13 protein-coding genes are annotated in these 18,419 nt (G+C 59.4%); 8 read left to right on the plus strand and 5 right to left on the minus strand.

Going from position 1 to position 18,419, the window contains the following annotated elements; all coding sequences use genetic code 11:
* Positions 1-167 precede the first annotated feature (167 nt).
* Entirely contained in the window at positions 168-3,200 is a 3,033-nt protein-coding gene (locus tag KFE13_RS10870) for a lamin tail domain-containing protein (protein WP_260703145.1), read from the plus strand.
* A gap of 38 nt (positions 3,201-3,238) precedes the next feature.
* A complete protein-coding gene (locus tag KFE13_RS10875) occupies positions 3,239-3,775 on the plus strand; it encodes a PEP-CTERM sorting domain-containing protein (protein ID WP_260703146.1) in 537 nt (178 codons plus the stop codon).
* A gap of 63 nt (positions 3,776-3,838) precedes the next feature.
* On the opposite strand, the gene KFE13_RS10880 is transcribed toward KFE13_RS10875, so the two are convergent.
* The 3 genes from KFE13_RS10880 to KFE13_RS10890 all read right to left on the minus strand — a co-directional run bounded on the left by KFE13_RS10880 (position 3,839) and on the right by KFE13_RS10890 (position 7,495).
* A complete protein-coding gene (locus KFE13_RS10880; protein ID WP_260703147.1) occupies positions 3,839-4,234 on the minus strand; it encodes a (R)-mandelonitrile lyase in 396 nt (131 codons plus the stop codon).
* 76 nt (positions 4,235-4,310) lie between these two features.
* Complete coding sequence (locus tag KFE13_RS10885) at positions 4,311-5,435, minus strand: glycosyltransferase family 4 protein (RefSeq protein ID WP_260703148.1); 1,125 nt, start codon at positions 5,433-5,435, stop codon at positions 4,311-4,313.
* A 77-nt stretch (positions 5,436-5,512) separates the two neighbouring features.
* Complete coding sequence (locus KFE13_RS10890) at positions 5,513-7,495, minus strand: DUF6600 domain-containing protein (protein WP_260703149.1); 1,983 nt, start codon at positions 7,493-7,495, stop codon at positions 5,513-5,515.
* A gap of 224 nt (positions 7,496-7,719) precedes the next feature.
* On the opposite strand from KFE13_RS10890, the gene KFE13_RS10895 reads away from it, so the two are divergent.
* The 6 genes from KFE13_RS10895 (at position 7,720) to KFE13_RS10920 (ending at position 15,108) form a co-directional block, all read left to right on the plus strand.
* Positions 7,720-8,829, plus strand: coding sequence for a glycoside hydrolase family 130 protein (locus KFE13_RS10895; protein WP_260703150.1), 1,110 nt, complete (start codon positions 7,720-7,722; stop codon positions 8,827-8,829).
* A 34-nt stretch (positions 8,830-8,863) separates the two neighbouring features.
* Positions 8,864-10,120: a ComEC/Rec2 family competence protein gene (locus tag KFE13_RS10900; RefSeq protein WP_260703151.1), complete on the plus strand. Its 1,257-nt coding sequence runs from the start codon at positions 8,864-8,866 to the stop codon at positions 10,118-10,120.
* Between the two features lie 120 nt (positions 10,121-10,240).
* Positions 10,241-11,098, plus strand: coding sequence for a c-type cytochrome (locus tag KFE13_RS10905; RefSeq protein WP_260703152.1), 858 nt, complete (start codon positions 10,241-10,243; stop codon positions 11,096-11,098).
* The gene (locus tag KFE13_RS10910) at positions 11,095-12,732 is read left to right on the plus strand and encodes an acido-empty-quinoprotein group A (RefSeq protein WP_260703153.1); all 1,638 of its coding nucleotides are present in this window, start codon (positions 11,095-11,097) and stop codon (positions 12,730-12,732) included. The genes KFE13_RS10905 and KFE13_RS10910 overlap by 4 nt, the downstream gene beginning before the upstream one ends.
* Before the next feature lie 16 nt (positions 12,733-12,748).
* A complete protein-coding gene (locus tag KFE13_RS10915) occupies positions 12,749-13,555 on the plus strand; it encodes a c-type cytochrome (RefSeq protein ID WP_260703154.1) in 807 nt (268 codons plus the stop codon).
* Between the two features lie 17 nt (positions 13,556-13,572).
* On the plus strand, positions 13,573-15,108 hold the full coding sequence (locus tag KFE13_RS10920) for an acido-empty-quinoprotein group A (RefSeq protein ID WP_260703155.1): 1,536 nt from the start codon (positions 13,573-13,575) through the stop codon (positions 15,106-15,108).
* A gap of 25 nt (positions 15,109-15,133) precedes the next feature.
* On the opposite strand, the gene KFE13_RS10925 is transcribed toward KFE13_RS10920, so the two are convergent.
* Both KFE13_RS10925 and KFE13_RS10930 read right to left on the minus strand, forming a co-directional pair.
* Positions 15,134-16,015, minus strand: coding sequence for an alpha/beta fold hydrolase (locus KFE13_RS10925; RefSeq protein WP_260703156.1), 882 nt, complete (start codon positions 16,013-16,015; stop codon positions 15,134-15,136).
* An 86-nt stretch (positions 16,016-16,101) separates the two neighbouring features.
* Complete coding sequence (locus tag KFE13_RS10930) at positions 16,102-18,009, minus strand: Vgb family protein (protein WP_260703157.1); 1,908 nt, start codon at positions 18,007-18,009, stop codon at positions 16,102-16,104.
* Between the last annotated feature and the right edge of the window lie 410 nt (positions 18,010-18,419).

The following is an 18,419-nucleotide window of genomic DNA, read 5'->3' on the forward strand; positions in this document are numbered from 1 at the left end:
CAGGACGCAAAGATCTCAAAGAAAAGGCGTTGGTGGTCAAATGCGAAAATTCTTTCAACATGTTGCAGATCAGTAAATTAGCTGATTTTTTATCGTGACTTTAGGGTGGGCTCCGGTACGATTTCGGCATGTTCCCATACAACTTTGGTGGTACGCGGTTGATGTGCTTGGCCTTTGCCCTTCTAGGGATCGGTCTTCTTCCGAGCGCGGCACAGACTCCAACCCACGTCGTGATCTCGCAGGTTTACGGCGGTGGCGGCAACTCAGGCGCAACCTATAAGAACGACTTCATCGAGTTGTTCAACCCGACGACGACTCCCCAGACGCTGAACGGCTACAGCGTGCAATATGCCAGTTCCACCGGCAGCACCTATTCGGTGACGGCGCTTCCGGCGTCGGTCACGCTCCAGCCTGGGCAATACTTTCTGATTCAGGAGTCGGCCGGTTCTGCTGGCACGACGAACCTGCCCACGCCTGACGTGACTGGCACACTCAACCTGAGCGCGACGGCGGGCAAGGTCGCGCTGGTCAGTTCGACCAACGCGCTGACCGGTTCTGCAGGATGCCCGACTGCCGCGAACGGTGTGGTCGACTATCTCGGCTTTGGTGGCGCAAGCGGCCCGAGCTGCTACTTCGGCACGCCGGGGCCTCTGTTGTCGAACACAACGGCAGCGGTTCGTACGAATGCGTGTGTCGATAACCAGAACAACGGGACGGATTTTTCCGCTGCAGCTCCTGTACCGCACAATACGGCCTCGATGCTGGCGCCGTGCAATCCGATCGGCTCTGGTCCGATCAAGGCTGCCGGACTGGCGACGCCTTCGACGGTGAACCAGGGCAGTCCAACGCTCCTGACGGTCACGGTGACTCCGGGAACGAATCCTGCGAGCACGGGCATTGTGGTGAAGGCCGATCTGAGCGCCATCGGCGGCTCCTCGACGCAGCCTCTGGTCGATGACGGTACCAATGGCGATGTGACAGCGGGCGATAATATCTACTCCTATTCGGCGACGCCGACGGTGACGGGAACCTTCTCGCTGCCGATCACAGCGACGGACTCCGAGCTGCGCACAGCATCGACGAGCATCGCGCTCACGGTTGTAACACCGCCGCAGACGGTTTCGATCCAGCAGATCCAGTCGGCGAAGCCTTCACCCTATGCCGGGCAATCGGTGACAACCAGCGGCATCGTGGTCGGTGTGAAGTCGAACGGCTTCTATATCGAGGCGAAGGACGCGAGTACGACGGCGTCGACGCCGCAGGGCATCTTGATCTATACGGGATCGACGGCGAAGCCCTCCTATATCGCCATCGGCAATGAGGTGCAGGTCTCGGGTAAGGTGTCGACGTATCCGACGACTTCGCTGACTCCCGGAACGGAGATCGATGGACCGCAGACCTTTGCTCTGCTCTCGAATGGCAATGCGCTTCCTCCTGCGGTGACAATTACGCAGGCGATGGATTCGCCCTCGGGCGGCATCTATCAGTTCGCGAAGTTCGAAGGCATGCGCGTCGCGATTGATTCGCTGACGACGACCAGCGGAACAGATGCTTCGCTCACCGAATCGACCGAGACGAACATCTCGAACGGGCGCTTCTACGGCGTAGTGACGGGCGTTCCTCGTCCCTTCCGCGAGCCTGGCGTCGCCATCACGGACACGGCCTACGGCCCGCTGCCCGCCGGCGTTCCCATCTGGGACTCGAACCCCGAGCTGCTTTATATCGATTCGAAGACCTTCGGTGGATCTGCGATCAACCTGACGAGCAATACTCAGCTAACGGGACTGTCGGGCGTCATGGACTTCTCCTTCGGTTATCCGGAGATCATCCTCGATGCGACGAACCATCCGACAATCACCGGCGGTATGGCACCGGCACCGATCCCGGTTCAGGCTGGCAACGAGTTCACCGTTGCCAGCTTTAACATGGAGCGCTTCTACAACGACGTCTCCGACCAGGACAATCCGGGAAGCTCGGCTGTTGTGGTGACGACCGAGGCTTATCAGCGCAGGCTGAACAAGGCGTCGCTTGCTATCCGTAACATCCTCAACACGCCGGACGTGATCGGCATGCAGGAAATTGAAAACCTGGCGGTGCTGACCGATCTTGCCAACAAGATCAGTACAGATGCCGTTGCAGCGGGCCAGACTGATCCGCATTATGTTCCATACCTTTTCCTCGGCAACGACATCAGTGCCATCAACACCGGCGCCTTGGTGAAATCGACGCGCGTGAGCACGGTCCGGGCAGAGCAGTTTGGCTTGACAACGACGTTCACCAACTCGACCGGCAGCCAGGCAATCCTCAACGACCGCACACCACTGGTACTGCACCTCGGTGTGAAACGTGGAGGCACGGCACCTGATTATCCGATCACGGTGATCGATGTGCATCAGCGCTCGCTGATCAACGTCGATGATCCGACTTCTACCGGCGCAACGGTTCGCCTGAAGCGCGAGGCGCAGGCCGAGTATCTGGCCAAGCTGATTCAGGGTTATCAGGCGGCGGGCGAACACGTGATCACTGTCGGCGACTACAACGGCTTCGAGTTCTCCGACGGCTTCGTCGATGTGCTTGGTGTCACCAAGGGCAATCCGGTTCCGGCATCGCAGGTGGTGACGCCTCCGGTGGCTGGGCTGGCGAATCCCGCTCTGGTTGATCTAGTCACGCTGCTTCCGGCAGATCAGCGTCAGAGCTACGTGGAGACCGGCAGCGCGCAGGTGCTTGACCACGTTGTGGTCACCAGCGATCTGGTGCCGAGCAACACACGGCTTGTCTATGCGCACATCGATGCGGACTTTCCACTGGTGAACCTGAACGATGCTTCGCTTCCGTCGCGCATCAGCGACCACGATCCGGCGGTGGCCTACTTCACGGTTCCTCCGGTGGCAGGCACAGTACAACTGGCAACGTCGGCCGTGTTGAGCAAGATTGACGGCGGATATCAGGCGACGGTGACGGTGAAGAACACAGGCACCGGCACAGCACAATCGGTCTCGTTGACGACAGCAACGCTGGGTTCGGCAACTGCTTCTCCGCTGCCTGTTGCGTTGGGAGATGTGCAGCCCGGGGCTTCAACGACCGTGACCGTCCTTTTCCCCGCATCGGCCGGCAACTCTGGCGCAGCCGCAGTTGAGAAGCTCGGGGGAACCTATGCAGGCGGCACCTTCAGCGGCACCTTCCGCGTAGTTCTGCCCTAACGAAACAAAGAAATTTATTAGAGAAAAGGAAGAAACTCATGATGAAGAAAACGGCCCTTTCGATTTGGATGTTTGTTGTGGCGGCGTTCCTGTTCGTGCCGCTGGCCTCGGCAGATACGATCAACCTGACCCTGAGCAACCCGGTGCAGAGCGGGGTGGCTGGCAGCACGCTGACGTTCGATGCGACGGCGGTTGCAATCAGCGACAAGCTGGGTGCTGTGTATCTGAACGGCGATAACGTGAATCACCTGGATGTTCCGCTGACGCTCGACGACACGGACTTCCTGATCAACTTCCCGCTGTCGATGTCAGGCGGCGACAGCTTTACGGGATCGCTTTTCACCGTGACGCTGCCGACGGTAATCGCTCCCGGTGTTTATACGGGAACGTTCTCGATCCTGGGCGGACTCGACCCTTCGTCCTTCGACACGCTGGCGACAGTGAACTTCACAATCAACGCGACGAGCCCTGTCCCGGAGCCGGGAACCTACGTACTGCTCGGTACAGGTCTTGCGGCATTGGTGCTGGTCGGTTTCTCGCGGCGGCAGCAGGCCGCGTTCGGCAATGCAGCGTAGTCGGTATTCATGCAGCAAAAAGAGCGGAGGCCGAAGCCTCCGCTCTTTTTGCAATGCATCATATTAGCCGCGATACTGTGCGTCGGTGACATGCTCCATCCAGTCAACGACCTTGCCTTCGAGCGCTTCCTGTACGGCAATGTGCGTCATGGCAGTGGTTGGCGATGCTCCGTGCCAGTGTTTTTCGCCGGGCGAGAACCAGACGACGTCGCCAGGCCGGATCTCTTCGACGTGTCCTCCCCATCGCTGCACACGGCCTGCGCCGGAGAGAACGATGAGCGTCTGGCCAAGCGGATGCGTGTGCCATGCTGTGCGTGCGCCAGGTTCGAAGGTAACGCTGGCTCCCTGAGCGCGTGCAGGATCAGAGGTCTGAAAAAGTGGATCGATGCGCACTGTTCCCGTGAACCAGTCCGCTGGCCCTTTGGCTGAAGCCTGCGAGCCATTGCGTTTGATCTCCATGAAGAGTCCTCTCCTTAATTCCTGGTTTCCTGTTTTTTGAGATGCGAATTTCTGCGGGGTGCGAGGGATTGCTGCTTCAAAGGGTGGAAATAATCTCAGCCATCCGTCCCGCAACCGCAGGCCAGGTATAGCGGTTGAGCACGGTTTCGCGCGCGTTACGGCCCATCGTTGCGAGGCGGTCGGGCTGAGAGAGCAGCATGGTGATTTTTTCGGCGAGATCTTCGATGGAGTCTTTGGCAACCAGTTCGCCGTTGACGCCGGGAGTAACAAATTCCTTGAGCGCCCAGTCGTTGGTGAGGACGCAGGGAAGTTGATAGAGCATGGCTTCGAGCGGGGCGATGCCGAAGGGCTCGTAGAGGGACGGCAGCGTAAAAATACTGGCGGAGCGGAAGAGTTGTTCGAGCTTCTGCTTCTGTGTGGGATCGGATTTGGAGAGATGTCCGTGCAGCGTCGCGCCCGCTGGTAGATTGTCGACGTGTGTGGGGCCTGCGATATGCAGCTCCGCTGCGGGAATCTGTTCGCGGACGATGCGGAAGGCTTCAAGAAGCTGCTGGCCGCCTTTGCGGAGAAACTCGGTGCCGATAAAAAGAATACGCGGTGCCGTGTAGGTCTTCGCGGGGTCGGGTGCGGGTGGGTCGTCGAGATTGATGCCACCACCGACATTGAAGACACGATTCTCAGGTACGCCATAGGCATGGATGAAAGATTGCCGCAGGTACTCGCTGAAGGTGAAGACGGCAGTCATGGAGCGCGCCGCTTCGTGCTCGTACTCGAGGGCTTGCTCGATGCGCATATTCGAAACGCCGTCGATGCCGAAGCCGCTCGAGATCATCTCGGCCAGGTTGCCATCGTGATAGGAGATGCATTTGTGTGTAGGAAAGGCCTTCGGCAGCGAGAACATGTGGCCGATCTGCATCAGCACGGGACTCTCGACGGGAATTCTGGCCGCAGCTTCGGTAAGAGCTCGACGATAGGATGGATCGAAGTAAAAGTGCTTCCGCCAGACACTGCGATTTGTGTTGAAGTTTTTGGCCAGGGTTGCGTAGTGGCTCAACTTCGGCAGGTGGATGCCGACAGCTGCGTGGAGCAGCTCAGCCTTGGCCATCGCCTTCAGTAGATGGACCGAGGAGCCGGACCATGTTCGAGGAGAGTATGGGTCAGAGCCGATCGAGCCGCCGACGAAGACAGTGACCTCGCGCATGGGTCTCAGGCTAGCACAGCGCAATTGAATCTTCACGACATGCGGAGGCTGCTATTCTGCCTCCGCATGTCGTGTTTTTAGCGATGCGGTTCCCGTGCAGGAGGAGCCGAGCGTTCGGGAGCCGCGTGTGGTTGTGCATGCCCGATAACTTCGGGCTGCTGCGCAGGACCGGCGGGGCGTCCGTTGCGAATGTTCTCAACCTGATGCGGGCCGAGAGGACGTCCGGGGTCGTTGCGCTCGATGGCCTGCCGCTGCTGCTCAAAGTTGGGTTGTGGAGCCGGTGGCTCGCTGCGGTTTACAAGTGGGCGTGCCTGTTCCGCAGGCCGCTGTTGCGGGGCAGGACGTTGGGCAGCTACTGGAGCGGGTGCAGGACGTTGCTGTTCGGGACGTTGCTGTTGTTGTGCGGGATGAGGAATCTCGCGTGCCGGTTGCTGCTGCACTTCTGGACGAGGCTGCTGCACCTCAGGTGTCTGCGTGCGGTTCTCAACCTGCTGTCGTGCCTGCTGCGGGACCTGCGCGGTTGGCCGTGCAGGCTCGTGCTGTTGCTGCGGCGTTAGCGGATGCACCGGGACGGGCGTTGCGTGCGCTCCCGGCACGGCCTGCGCTAATCCGCTGCGCGTCTGCAACATGGGCCTCTGCACGTTGACTGGTACAGCGCGTGCGGGAGCCGGCGCCATGATAGCTTTGGCAGGCGTGACCATCGGATGCTGGATGATCTGTGCCTGCGCAAGCTGACGCTGGTCGACACGAACGGCGGATTGCGCAACAGGGCGTCCTGCGGCGAAGGCGTGTTGCGGAACGGCCGTGGTCGCCACGTTGCGGTTCACGTAAGTGATGTTGTTGATTGTGGTCTTGTTGACGTAGATGTTTGTCGTCTTATTGATATAGACGTTGCGCACCTCGGTGACATTGCGGTTGTAGATATTGGTGACATTGACCCGGTTTACGTAGGCCGTGCTGGCGTGATACCAGGGGATGTAGGGTTCACGTGGGCCGAGCGGGAACCATGCAGCGATGCCTCCGCCTCCACCGATGTTGACGCTGATTGAAAAGCCCGATCCACCGACGAACGCAACAAGCGCAGGCGAGTAGACGGGGCGCACGATGGGTGGTCCGGGAATCCAGCCCCAGCGTCCGTTGAAGACGGCCCAGCGGCCATAGTGGAAGGGAGCGAAGCCCCAGGGCTCGGACTCAACCCATGTCCATCCCCAGGGAGCGATCCACGCCCAGTGGCCGTAGTGATACGGAGTCCAACCGGCAACGACACCGCGCGGATACCAGACAGCTCCATATTCGGGTTCGGGAGCCCACTCGCCATATTGGTTGAGGTCGCTGTAGCCGATCATGTCGGGGTTGACGTACTGCTGTTGCGCAGATCGGGCGGCCTGCTCAATCTGGTCGCGCTGACGGTCGAAGCTGTCGAAGTCATCCGGCGGATAGAGCTGGACCGGTTGCGCGTAGATCGGGTTCGATCCCGTAAGCTTCAGCGCCTGTCCGCTGGAGACGTACTCGGAGAGGCTTGGACCGGTGACCTCGACCTGGCCGGAGTTGACGGTGACGAGCGTGGTATCGTCCTGCGGGTAGCTGTCGATGCGGATGTCGCCGGGTTGGGTCACGGTGATCGTGCCGTTCGGGGTGTCGATCTCAACACCGCCGCCAGAGGGTAGGCTCCACGAGCGGACGTGGATGCTGCCCTGAGCGAGGCCAAGCTGGGCAAACTGATCGGTGAGCGAGGTCAGAGTGAGGTCGGCGCCATCGGCCATGCGAACCGCGAGTCCGGCGCTCTGCAGCTCGGCGCGGCTGGTGTTATCGACGTAGATGCGGTCGCCGTTGGTGAGCGGATAGTTGGCCTCGGCCTGGCTGAAGTCGGACACGCCCGCAGGCTCAAGCGAAACGTTGCCTGCGAGATAGCTAAGACGCGCGACGCGCTCCGGCGGATCGCCTTCCTCCTGCGCGTGAGCGGCGGTGGCGACGAAAAGCGCAAGGGTTGCGAGGGTCAGCGTGCGGACGAAAGTTCTGCATAGGAAGCTTGGGGAAGTCGTTGCTTGGTGGGTGCTCATACGTTCCTTTGTGAGTAGTTCCATAAACGCCTGAGTTTGCTAACCCGAGATTCTACGGGATGGCATCGCGAAAGGCGCGTTTACTTTTATGTCGTTCTCTGAAGAAGAAATTTATTGCCGACCAGGCAACCCGAAAGGGTATCCGTCGGTAGCTGGTATGACGAAAAAGTGGTCTGTGCGATCTAATGAAATGAGGGCATTCAGTGCGTCATGGAGGGTTTTTGATGAGGGGATGGGCTGGGATCTGCTTTGTGCTGACTTTGGCCAGCGGTGTTGCCGGTGCACAGACGAAGCAGGACTGGGTGATCGGTCCATGGATGCGGGCCTCGGACGCGCCGGTAATCACTCCGCGAAAGGAGTCGGTGTTCAACGATCCGGTCAACGGAATGCCTGTCCACTGGGAGGCACTGCATACGTTCAACCCTGCGGCCGTCGTGCGCGACGGCAAGGTGCACGTGCTCTACCGCGCCGAAGATGACTCCGGCGAGATGCAGATCGGCATGCACGTCTCGCGGCTGGGCTTGGCCGTCAGCGAGGACGGCGTCCATTTCGAGCGCCGCGCCACGCCGGTCTTTTATCCCGCGAACGATGCACAGGCTGACCGCGAGCAGCCGGGTGGAGTCGAAGACCCCCGCATCGTCGAAGGTGAGGACGGCATCTACGTGATGACCTACACGCAGTGGTCACGCAAGCGGAACGCCTACACCGTTGGCATTGCAAGATCAAGAGACCTCATCCACTGGACTAAATACGGTCCGGCGTTCGCAGGCGTGAAGGATGGCAAGTACGATTCGCTGCTCTATAAGTCTGCAGGGATTGTGACCCGCCACGTAGGCGAGCGGCTGGTCGCAGCAAAGATTAACGGCAGCTACTGGATGTACTGGGGCGAGATCAAAGTCGGGCTTGCGACGTCAAAGGACCTGGTCCACTGGACTCCAGTGGAAGATGAGAGCGGCAAGCCGGTTGTCCTGCTGGAGGCACGACCGGGCCTGCCGGATAGCGGCTTTCCCGAGACTGGGCCGCCTCCTGTCCTGACGGAACACGGCATTGTGATGCTGTATAACGCGAAGAACGCAACCGACGAGACACGCGATAAATCGCTGGCCGCTGGTGCGTACAGTGTGGAGGAGGCAGTGTTCAGCACGGCCGATCCTACGAAGTTGCTGGGACGCACTGAGCAGCCGGTCTTCAAGCCCGAGCGCCCCTTCGAGCAAAGTGGCCAGTACGCAGCGGGCACAACCTTCGCCGAAGGACTGGTGCGCTTCAAGGGCAAATGGTGGCTTTACTACGGCTGTGCGGATTCGTTTGTAGGCGCAGCTGCGACGAGCCATTGAAAAGACTTCACTCTCTGCGTGGATAATGGTTTGCATGCAGACACGACGCAGATTTCTGATGAATGGCGCGGCTTCGCTGATAGCGCTTGATGGCTGGAGAAACTCCTCCCTGCTGGCTGAAGGTAAAGGCGATGTGCTGTCGCCGTGGAAGCCGGGGATGTTGGACATCCATCACATTTCGACCGGACGTGGAAACTCAGCGTTGATGGTGATGCCGGACGGCACGACCATGCTGATCGACGCAGGCGCGTTGAACAGAAATACGCCGTATGTGATCGATCCGAAACCGGATGGCTCACGGCGTCCGGGCGAGTGGATCGGCCGTTACATCCAGCGACAGTTGAAAGCGGCGGGACTCAATGGCGTGGATGCGTTTATGAACACGCATCTGCATGACGATCATTTGGGAGAACTGACGCCAGAGTGCCCCGACGCTCCGGGTGGCGGCTACAAGCTGACGGGAATCACCGATGTGGCGGCACTGGTGCCTATACGCCGGTTTGTCGATCGTGGCTGGCCGGACTACAACTATCCCGCTCCTGTTGATGCTCCGTTTGTGAAGAACTACCGCGCATTTCTTGCTGCGCAGGTAAAGGCAGGTCGCACGGTAGAGCGATTCAAGCCGGGATCGAATACGCAGTTCGGACTGATGCAACGTGCCGGAAGTTACAAGAACTTCGAGATACGCAATCTGATTGCGAACGGCGAAATATGGACGGGAGAAGGCTCGTCGACGAAGAAGCTGTTTCCTGACGTTGCTGGAATGAAGGCTGCAGACCTGCCCTCGGAGAACTGCTGCTCCTGCGCGATCCGGGTGCGTTACGGCAAATTCGCCTACTACACCGGTGGCGACCTGCCTTCAGGTACGAACTACGGCAGTGATCCGTGGCGTGATGTGGAGACGCCAACAGCACAAATGTGCGGACCGGTAAGTGTGGCGGTGATGAACCATCATGGCTACTTCGATGCGGACGGCCCGGGCTATCTGCGCACGCTGCGGCCGAGAGCCCTGGTGATCATGGCGTGGGATTCCGCGCATCCAACGGTGAATACGCTGGCCGGTGTCTATAGCAAGTCGATTTATCCCGGCGAGCGCGATGTGTTCGCAACGGCTCTGAAGCCGGAGCTGAAGATTACGAACAAACGTACAGCGGATTTCAAAAGCTCAAACGGTCATGTAGTGGTGCGTGTCGAAGAAGGCGGCGAGCGCTTCAGAATCGCCGTAGTGAGCAATGCCGACGAGTCCAACCGCGTGATGAGCAGCTTTGGGCCATATGTGAGTATGGGTTGAATTCGTAAGTGCCAGCGGTTGCAACTGGACTATATACTTGTCTGACCAATCGCAGGTGTCTCCGATTCAGGCGCTGGCGTTTCAGAAAGTTTTCAGGCAAAGGGGCTGACGATACCGGGAATGTCGAAGACTCCAGCGATTCTGCTGTCGGCAGCAAGCCTTCTCTGTGCCACGATCGTCTCGCTTGGCGTTCATGCGAAGCCGGTCTCGGCCCATATGCAGGAGCCTAACCTGCAACGCGATACGCAAGCCCCGTCGACCAACCGTTCGCATGTCTTTCTTGGTCTGGGCCGCGAGCCGGACGCGGCGGCGGCCAAACGCGGCGGCCCTCTGTACAAGCAGAACTGCTCGGCCTGCCATGGTGAAAGTGCACGCGGCGGAATAGGTCCAAATCTGGTGCGCTCGGTGTTGGTGCTGCACGACGATTCAGACGAAGAGATCAGCCGCGTTATTGAAAAAGGGCGAGCGGGAACCAGCATGCCACCCTTCCCCAGTCTGTCGGCGACAGATCGCCGCGACATTGCCGAGTATCTGCATTGGGAGATCGAGCAGGCGGCGAACCGCGGCCTCTATAAAAATGCCGATACGATGTCGAGCGGCGATGCGGAGAAGGGCAAGTCGTTCTTCGCGGCCAACTGCGCGAACTGCCATTCGACGACGGGCGACCTCGCACACATTGCGACAAAGTATCCGCAGCCCGCGGCGATGCTGGCGCGCATCGCATGGCCCACAAGCCGCATGGCTCCTCGTCAGGCGACGGTAACGACGCCCGATGGCCAAAAATTAACAGGAACGCTCGCGCACTACGACGACTTTGAGACGACGCTGAAGGCAGGCGACGGTAAAACAACCACCTGGGCGACCGATACCGTCAATGTGGATATCTCCGACAAGCTTGCCGGTCATCGCGCTCTCCTGCCGAAGTATTCCGACGACGATCTGCACAACCTTACCCGTTATCTGCTGACACTGAAATGAAGCTGACTCGACTTCGATCGCTTGCACTTGCCGCCCTGCTCTCGGCCCCAGCACTGGCCGTGCAGAGTCTGGCCGCGCAGACCTTAGACCCGAAGACGCTGACACTCTTTCATCAGCCTGCCGATGTGTGGCCGACGTATCACGGCGATTATTCGGGCCGTCGGTTCAGCGAGATCACGCAGATCAACCAGAAGAACATCGCGCAGTTGAAGACGAAGTGGAAATACAAGATCACCGGTATCCCTCCGCTGCGTGGTTCGGGCCCGCTGGTCATCAAATCGACGCCACTGATGGTGGATGGCGTGCTTTACTTCACGATTCCCGATCACGTCTTCGCCGTCGACGCGCGCACTGGCAAGGAGAAGTGGCGGTTCGATTTTGAGGATCACGGTGGACACGTGCTGGGTCAGCGCGGCGTAGGCATGTACGGCAAGTGGATCTACTTCCTTACGCCCGACGGCTGGTTCATCTCGCTCGACTCAGCAACCGGCAAGGAGCGCTGGCGCAAGAAGGTCGCCGACGAGAAGTTGCAGTACTTCACGACGATGGCCGCGGTGATTGTGAAGAACCACGTCATTATCGGCATCGGCGGCGATGCGATGGACGTGCGCGGCTATCTCGAATCGCGCGACCCCGAGACGGGCGAGCTGCAGTGGCAGTGGTGGGCGGAGCCGCTGAAGATGGGCGATCCCGGTTCGGAGACCTGGCCGAATCAGGCGGCAATGGATCATGGCGGCGGTATGACATGGTTGCCTGGCACATATGATCCTGAGCTGAATTTAATCTACTGGGGCACCGGTAACACGAATCCGGTCTTCGCCGGACAGGGACGCAAGGGCGCGAATCTTTATACCGACTCGATCGTTGCGTTGAACCCCGACACCGGCAAGCTGGCATGGTACTTCCAGGCTTCGCCACACGACACGCACGACTGGGACAATGTCGAGACGCCCGTGCTCTTTGACATGGAGATCGACGGCAAGCCGCGCAAACTCCTTGCTCAAGCCGCGCGTTGCGGATACTTTTTCGTGCTCGACCGCACCAATGGCAAGTACCTGGTCTCGAAGCCGTTTACGAAGACAGCCAACTGGGCGAAGGGTATCGACGAGCGTGGCCAGCCGATTCCGGATCCCGGCAAAGAACCTCACGTAGACGGCTCGATGGTAGACATCGCAACAGGAGGCGCGACGAACTGGCCTCCGCCAAGCTACAGTCCGCAGACACAACTTTTCTACGTGAATGCAAGCGAAGGCTACAGCGTTGCGTATCTCTACGACACCTCGTCCGATCCGCAGGGGTACGGCGGAGGCAGCTCCGGCTGGTTCGATCCTGCGTCGTCGTTGATTGCGCTCGATGTGAAGACCGGCGACGTAAAGTGGAAGCATACGGCGAAGGGTCTCGGCGGGGAAGGCGGTATGTCGGGCGGCATTCTGACAACGGGTGGCGGTCTGCTGTTTACCGGCGACTCGCGACGTCTGGCTGCCTTCGATTCCGCGAATGGAAAGATTCTCTGGTCAGAGAAGCTGGACTCCAGCATGAGCAATGGGCCTTCAACCTGGGTGCTCGACGGCAAACAAAATGTAATCGTTGGTGCGGGCGATACGTTGTACGCGCTGACATTGGATGGAAAATAAAGGGAGCACGACGACGATGCGGAGAGTGATGCTGTTGTGCGGTGGTCTGGCTGTAGCCGCTGCGGCTGCGTGGATAGGTGAGAGTGTCTCTTCGCCGCGCGCCGAGGTTCACGCGGCGCAGGCTGCGCCTGCTGCAACGCCGGAGATGTTGGCAAAGATTGCCGAGGGTAGTTCGCAGTTTCAGCAGAAGTGTTCTTTCTGCCACGGACGCGATGCCGGCGGCGGCGAAACCGGCCCGGACCTTACACGATCGAAGCTCGTACTTGAAGATGTGAATGGCAACAAGATCGGTGAGGTCGTGCGAACAGGCCGTGCGGGCAAGATGCCTCCATTCGATCTTTCCAGCGCAGAGATGGACGCCATTGCGGCCTTCATTCACGCGCAGCAGGCCAAGGCGAAGGCCGAGGGCGGACGCCGTGGCGTCAACGTCGAAGATCTGCAAACGGGCAATGTAGCTGAAGGCAAGGCGTACTTCGAAGGCGCAGGCACCTGCGCGAAGTGCCACTCGGCCACCGGTGATCTCGCGCACATTGCGACGAAGTACCAGGGCCTGCAGCTTGAGCAGCACATGCTCTATCCGCGCGATGCGAAGAGCAAGGCGACGGTAACGCTGCCCTCAGGCCAGGTGGTTAGTGGAACCGTCCAGTTGCATGACGAGTTCTTTCTCGGCATTGTGTTGGCCGACGGGACCTATCGTTCGTGGCCGGTGGACAAGATCAAGTACACCATCGACGCTCCGCACGAGGCACACGCCAAGCTGTTTCCTCATTACACCGATGCGGACATCCACAACCTGATGGCATACCTGCAGACGCTGCGCTAACGAGCGAGAGAGAACACATGATGAACACATGGAAGAGCAAAGTTTGTGTTTGGACGCTGGCATTCGGCTCTGCTTCGGCTGCTGTTGCACAGTTACCGGACCAGGCAACGCTGCTGCATCCCGGTGCTGACAGCTGGCCGACCTATCACGGTGACTACACCGGCCAACGGCACAGCAAGTTGACGCAGATCACGCCGAAGAATGTCGGCTCGCTGACGCTCGCATGGGCGTTTCAGACTCGCTCGCAAATGGAACTGAAGTCCTCGCCGTTGCTCGTCGACGGTATCCTTTATTTCTCTGTGCCCGATAGTGTCTTTGCTGTCGATGCGCGCTCGGGCCATCTGGTTTGGCACTACACGTATCCGCCGAACAAGGGATCGCACATCGGGCAGCGTGGTGTGGCGGCGTACAAAGGATCGATCTACTTCCTCTCGCCCGATTGCCATCTGGTCGCGCTCGATGCCAAGACCGGCAAGGAGCGCTGGCGCGTCGAGATCGGCGATGTGGCGAAGGGATACTGGACATCGATGGCTCCGCTCGTCGTCGGCAATCATGTGATGGTTGGCGTTTCGGGCGACTTCGACAATCTGCGCGGCTACATGAAGTCCTTCGATGCCGAGACAGGCAAGGAGCAGTGGACTTGGTATTCGACTCCCGCCGACCGCACCGGCGGCATGACGTGGATGACCGGGACCTATGATCCCGACCTGAACCTTGTCTACTGGGGTACTGGCAACCCGACGCCTGTGCTGACCGCCGTAACGCGCCCCGGCGATGGGGCAAACACATGTAGCATCGTCGCGCTGAACCCAGACACGGGCCAGCTTGCGTGGTCGTTCTCCGTCTCGCCGCACGACACACACGATTGGGATGCCACCGAGGTTCCGGTACTGATCGACGGGCCGTTCCAGGGACAGCAAAAAAAGATGCTGATCCAGGCCTCGCGCAACGGCTATTTCGTCGTGCTTGATCGCACGAACGGCAAGTCGCTGCTGACAACTCCCTATAGTCCGGTGAACTGGTCGCTCGGTCTCGACAAGGATGGCCGGCCGATTCCGAATCCCGCGAAAGATCCTGCTCCCGACGGACGTCTCATTGCGCCTGACGAGGGCGGAGCCACCAACTTCCGCTCGCCCAGCTTCGACCCCAAGACCGGCTTGCTCATCGTTCCCGCGCGCGAGGCGTACAGCATCTACTTTTCGAAGCCCGCCGATGGCACCTACGGCTGGTCCGGAGCCGACTATGGCGTGTGGGAGAAAGGCGTCCTCAAGGCGATCGACTATCGCACTGGCAAGATTCGTTGGGAGCATGAGACAGGCGTCAGCACGACCTCTGGTATTTTGACGACCGACTCGGGCATCACTTTTACCGGCGATTTTCACGACAACGCGTTGGCTCTGAACACTGCCGACGGCAAGACGCTGTGGCATGCCAACACCGGCGCGATGATCTCAACCTCGCCGACAACCTACGAGCTCGACGGCAGACAGTATGTACTGACCGGCAGTGGTGGGGTGCTCTTCGCCTGGACGCTGCCCGAAGGTACGAAGTAGCACCCCGAAATTGAAGTATCGAAGTTCACTTTTCCGGCCGATCGAGGAAGTCCTCGGCGGCAGTAATGGTGAAGTTTCCTTTGCAGGCAAGTACTACATGGCCGCAGCCAGGAATGATTGCCAGCTCTCCTTTGGGCAATAGCTGGAATAGCTCTACGATCTTCGTGATCTGGTTGTATGGGTCGTGATCGCCTGCGACGATCAGGGTTGGAGCCTGGATCGACTGAATCTGCGCATCGGTCACGTAAACGGGGCCCGACTCCATAGTGTTCACACGATCGACGAACTCCAGCCATCGCTCTGGCTGAGGCATCAGCTTCTTCCGGGCAGAGACAAAATCAGGTGAATCCCTTTCCACGTCGGAGGCCTTGGCATCTTTGAACTCCTTCTGCGCGCCGGGAGTCCAATCGGCAAACTTTCGAGGCCCACCGATGGCCACCAGTCGCCGTATCAGCTCCGGATGCCCACTGGCGAGCTCGTAGGATGTTACGGCGCCATCGCTGAATCCCAGCACATCTACCTTGCCATTTGTCTCATGGCGGATAACAGCGAAGGCATCCCTGGCAAGCAGCGCGTAGGAGAAGGGTTCTGCTCCTATCTCCGATCGGCCATGACCGCGCGTAGCGATCGCAATCACGCGACGATGCTTGCTCAATTCGCCGATCAGCTCATTGAACTCTTCGATGTATCCATACAATCCGCCATGCAGCAGCACGAGCGGAGTTCCACCGTTCCCATAAGTCTCGTAGTAGATATTGACGTCATCCGCGTGCAGATAATGTCCTGCTGCCGGATTCGCTCCATACGGAACCGCGCCTGCCTTGGTTTGTGCGTGCGCACAGCACGAGATCACGGCGGCAATAATCGCTGTGCACATGCTTATTTTTACGTTTCGATATTGGCTCACAAACTTCCTCCTCGGACGGCCATCGTCCAATGAAATCTCAACGTTCGGGAAGGTCGAGTCAGCTTCGCAAGAAGGAGCCTTCGTCGCTAAGGGCGCTGACCGTGATTGGTGGGCTTGATGGGAGTTGCGACGGGAGTTGCTGCGCCAACCAGCTCCGTGACGGAATTGTAGGTGAAGTTCGAGACCCACACATTGCCGGAGGGGTCAATGGCGATGCCGCGCGGGCCGCTGATACCGACGTTGACTCCCTGTGCCGTATAGCTGTCGGTTCCCAAGCCGATGGAGGGCGAGAGCGCTGTGCCGTCCGAGGCGAACTCCGAGATGGAGTTGCCATCGCGATTGACGACCCAGACGCGATTGGCCCCATCGATGGCGATGCCTGCCGGCCCTTTGAGCCCACCGCCGGTGTAGCCGGATGCAGGCGAAAGCAACGAGCCGTTGGGATCGGCTTTGCCGAGCGTGCTGTTGCGGGCAGAGGCGAACCAGACGTTGTCGGAAGAATCGATAGCGACGGGAGTGAGGTCGTTTCCGCTGGCAGCCGTGAGTGACTGCGTGAATTTCGCGGGTGCCGAAGAGGGCGTCAGATGGTACAGCGAGCCGCCATGGCCCAGCGTCCATGCCGAACCATTCGATGCGATGGCAATGCCGGAAGTATAGGCGTCCGTAGCGAAGCTGGAGGTCTGGGAGCCCGAGGAGCTAAAGACGTTGGTGTGGTCCGTGCCGGAGACCCACAGATTGCCTGCCGTGTCGAAGGCCGGGAAGAAGCACGTCGCCGCGCAGGCAAAAGCCGTGGAGCTAAGAGGCGTGCCGTTGTTGTCATAGCGCGAGACGGTCGCCGCATTCGGAATGAAGTTGACGACCCAGGGATCGTCCTGGGAATCGATGGCGACGGCGAAGGGCTGTTTGATACCGCCACCGTTCCATGCATAGACGACGTTGCCAAGCGGGTCGAACTTGGTGATATTGTCCGAAGCATAGCCAGGGACCCAGAGATTGCCTTGCGAGTCTACGGCCGGGAAGTAAGGTCCGGGCATGTTGTCGGAGAAGAAGGTGATCGACAGCGTCCAGTCGTTGGGTGCTGCACTGAGCGTCGGTTGATACGGCGAGGTCGCCGAAGCAAGCGTAAAGAGCGCCGGCACGTTGAGCGCGGGGTTATGCGCCATGTTCAGCACGGCCTGCGCCGTGTTGGACGGAGCCGGAACCGAGGTGGAGGGCCGTGTGTTCGAGAAGAGACTGACGCAGGCCGCATTGCTGCCGGTGGAGTTGACGCAGGGCACGAGAAGGTTGGCGATGGCGTTGATCTTGGCCTGCGGGATAAATCCGTTGCCGGAGTCGTTATTGGCTTTTGCTACGCCGCTTTCGAGATCGACAAGATTGTTATAGGCGGCGAAGGCGTTGGCCAGCCCGCGCTTCGCGTTGGCCGAAGGACCAGAGGCGACATGCGTCGGATCTGACATGAATCCGGCCAGCGCATAGGCTGTGGAGACCGTGGTGACCTCATTAATCGTGAAGGCCGAGATCGCACCGGCAAAGTTCCCCGAAGCCGGGCAGGTGCCGAAGACGGCAAACATGCCGATAACCGGGTTATTGGCTCCGCTGCCGGGGTTTCCATTCGAGGCGTAAACGTAGACCTGGTCTCCGGGCGTGCAGCTGTAAAGTCCGGTGAAGCTAAAGGCCCCGGTGCTGGAGCTGGTGACATAGGCCCCGGTAGCGTCCACGGAGACACCAGAGCCCGCGGGGTTCAGCAGCGAGATACTGCTCCCGCCCCAGGCGGAGGTATTCGCCGCGAAGAGATAGATGTGGGCGCCGACAATATATTGCTTGCCGCCAAGTGATGTTCCGTCCGTGCTTTGAGCGGTGGTAAACAGTGTGCCGACGGTGGTCGTGGAGTTCGAACCGCCAGGAGCCGTGGGTGTGGTGACAGGGGCACTCGCCGCAGGTCGCGTAGGCGGATTGCCGCAGCCGATGAAGGCAACGGCGACCAGTGCAGGCATTAGGGTCCGGCGCAGAAATTGGAAGGAGAGAACCAAGTCAGTCTGTGGCTGATTATCTAAGCCATTGAAAAAAATAGTGTTAATCCGGTCGATCTTTTGGTCGGGGCTTCTGGCCGGCAGCTGGGCCGGTATCGATCCGGTCGATCAGGGTTCGATTCGTGAATAGGATAGCCCGGATCGAACTCGGGTGTAATTGACCATTCGTGTTACACAGTTAACCGGATAGTAATATGAGTGTATCAGTATAAGATTATTTGCAACTTTTATATAACATTACGCGTCTTATGACTGTAGCCAAAATTGGTAAAGGCTGGCCAACTATCTGAATTCAATGATCTACAAGACTTGCACTCGCCGTGGTGCGGAATGATGTCGTGGCGGGAGACGAACCCTGTCTCCCGCTTTTGGCA

The sequence above is a fragment of the Edaphobacter flagellatus genome, from assembly GCF_025264665.1.
Classification (GTDB): domain Bacteria; phylum Acidobacteriota; class Terriglobia; order Terriglobales; family Acidobacteriaceae; genus Edaphobacter; species Edaphobacter flagellatus.

Excerpts from the sequence above, each read along its gene's own strand:
- KFE13_RS10875 (WP_260703146.1), top strand. The coding sequence starts at position 3,239 with ATGATGAAGAAAACGGCCCTTTCGATTTGGATGTTTGTTGTGGCGGCG.
- KFE13_RS10880 (WP_260703147.1), bottom strand. The coding sequence starts at position 4,234 with ATGGAGATCAAACGCAATGGCTCGCAGGCTTCAGCCAAAGGGCCAGCG.
- KFE13_RS10885 (WP_260703148.1), bottom strand. The coding sequence starts at position 5,435 with ATGCGCGAGGTCACTGTCTTCGTCGGCGGCTCGATCGGCTCTGACCCA.
- KFE13_RS10890 (WP_260703149.1), bottom strand. The coding sequence starts at position 7,495 with ATGAGCACCCACCAAGCAACGACTTCCCCAAGCTTCCTATGCAGAACT.
- KFE13_RS10895 (WP_260703150.1), top strand. The coding sequence starts at position 7,720 with ATGAGGGGATGGGCTGGGATCTGCTTTGTGCTGACTTTGGCCAGCGGT.
- KFE13_RS10900 (WP_260703151.1), top strand. The coding sequence starts at position 8,864 with ATGCAGACACGACGCAGATTTCTGATGAATGGCGCGGCTTCGCTGATA.
- KFE13_RS10905 (WP_260703152.1), top strand. The coding sequence starts at position 10,241 with ATGTCGAAGACTCCAGCGATTCTGCTGTCGGCAGCAAGCCTTCTCTGT.
- KFE13_RS10910 (WP_260703153.1), top strand. The coding sequence starts at position 11,095 with ATGAAGCTGACTCGACTTCGATCGCTTGCACTTGCCGCCCTGCTCTCG.
- KFE13_RS10915 (WP_260703154.1), top strand. The coding sequence starts at position 12,749 with ATGCGGAGAGTGATGCTGTTGTGCGGTGGTCTGGCTGTAGCCGCTGCG.
- KFE13_RS10920 (WP_260703155.1), top strand. The coding sequence starts at position 13,573 with ATGATGAACACATGGAAGAGCAAAGTTTGTGTTTGGACGCTGGCATTC.
- KFE13_RS10930 (WP_260703157.1), bottom strand. The coding sequence starts at position 18,009 with ATGCCTGCACTGGTCGCCGTTGCCTTCATCGGCTGCGGCAATCCGCCT.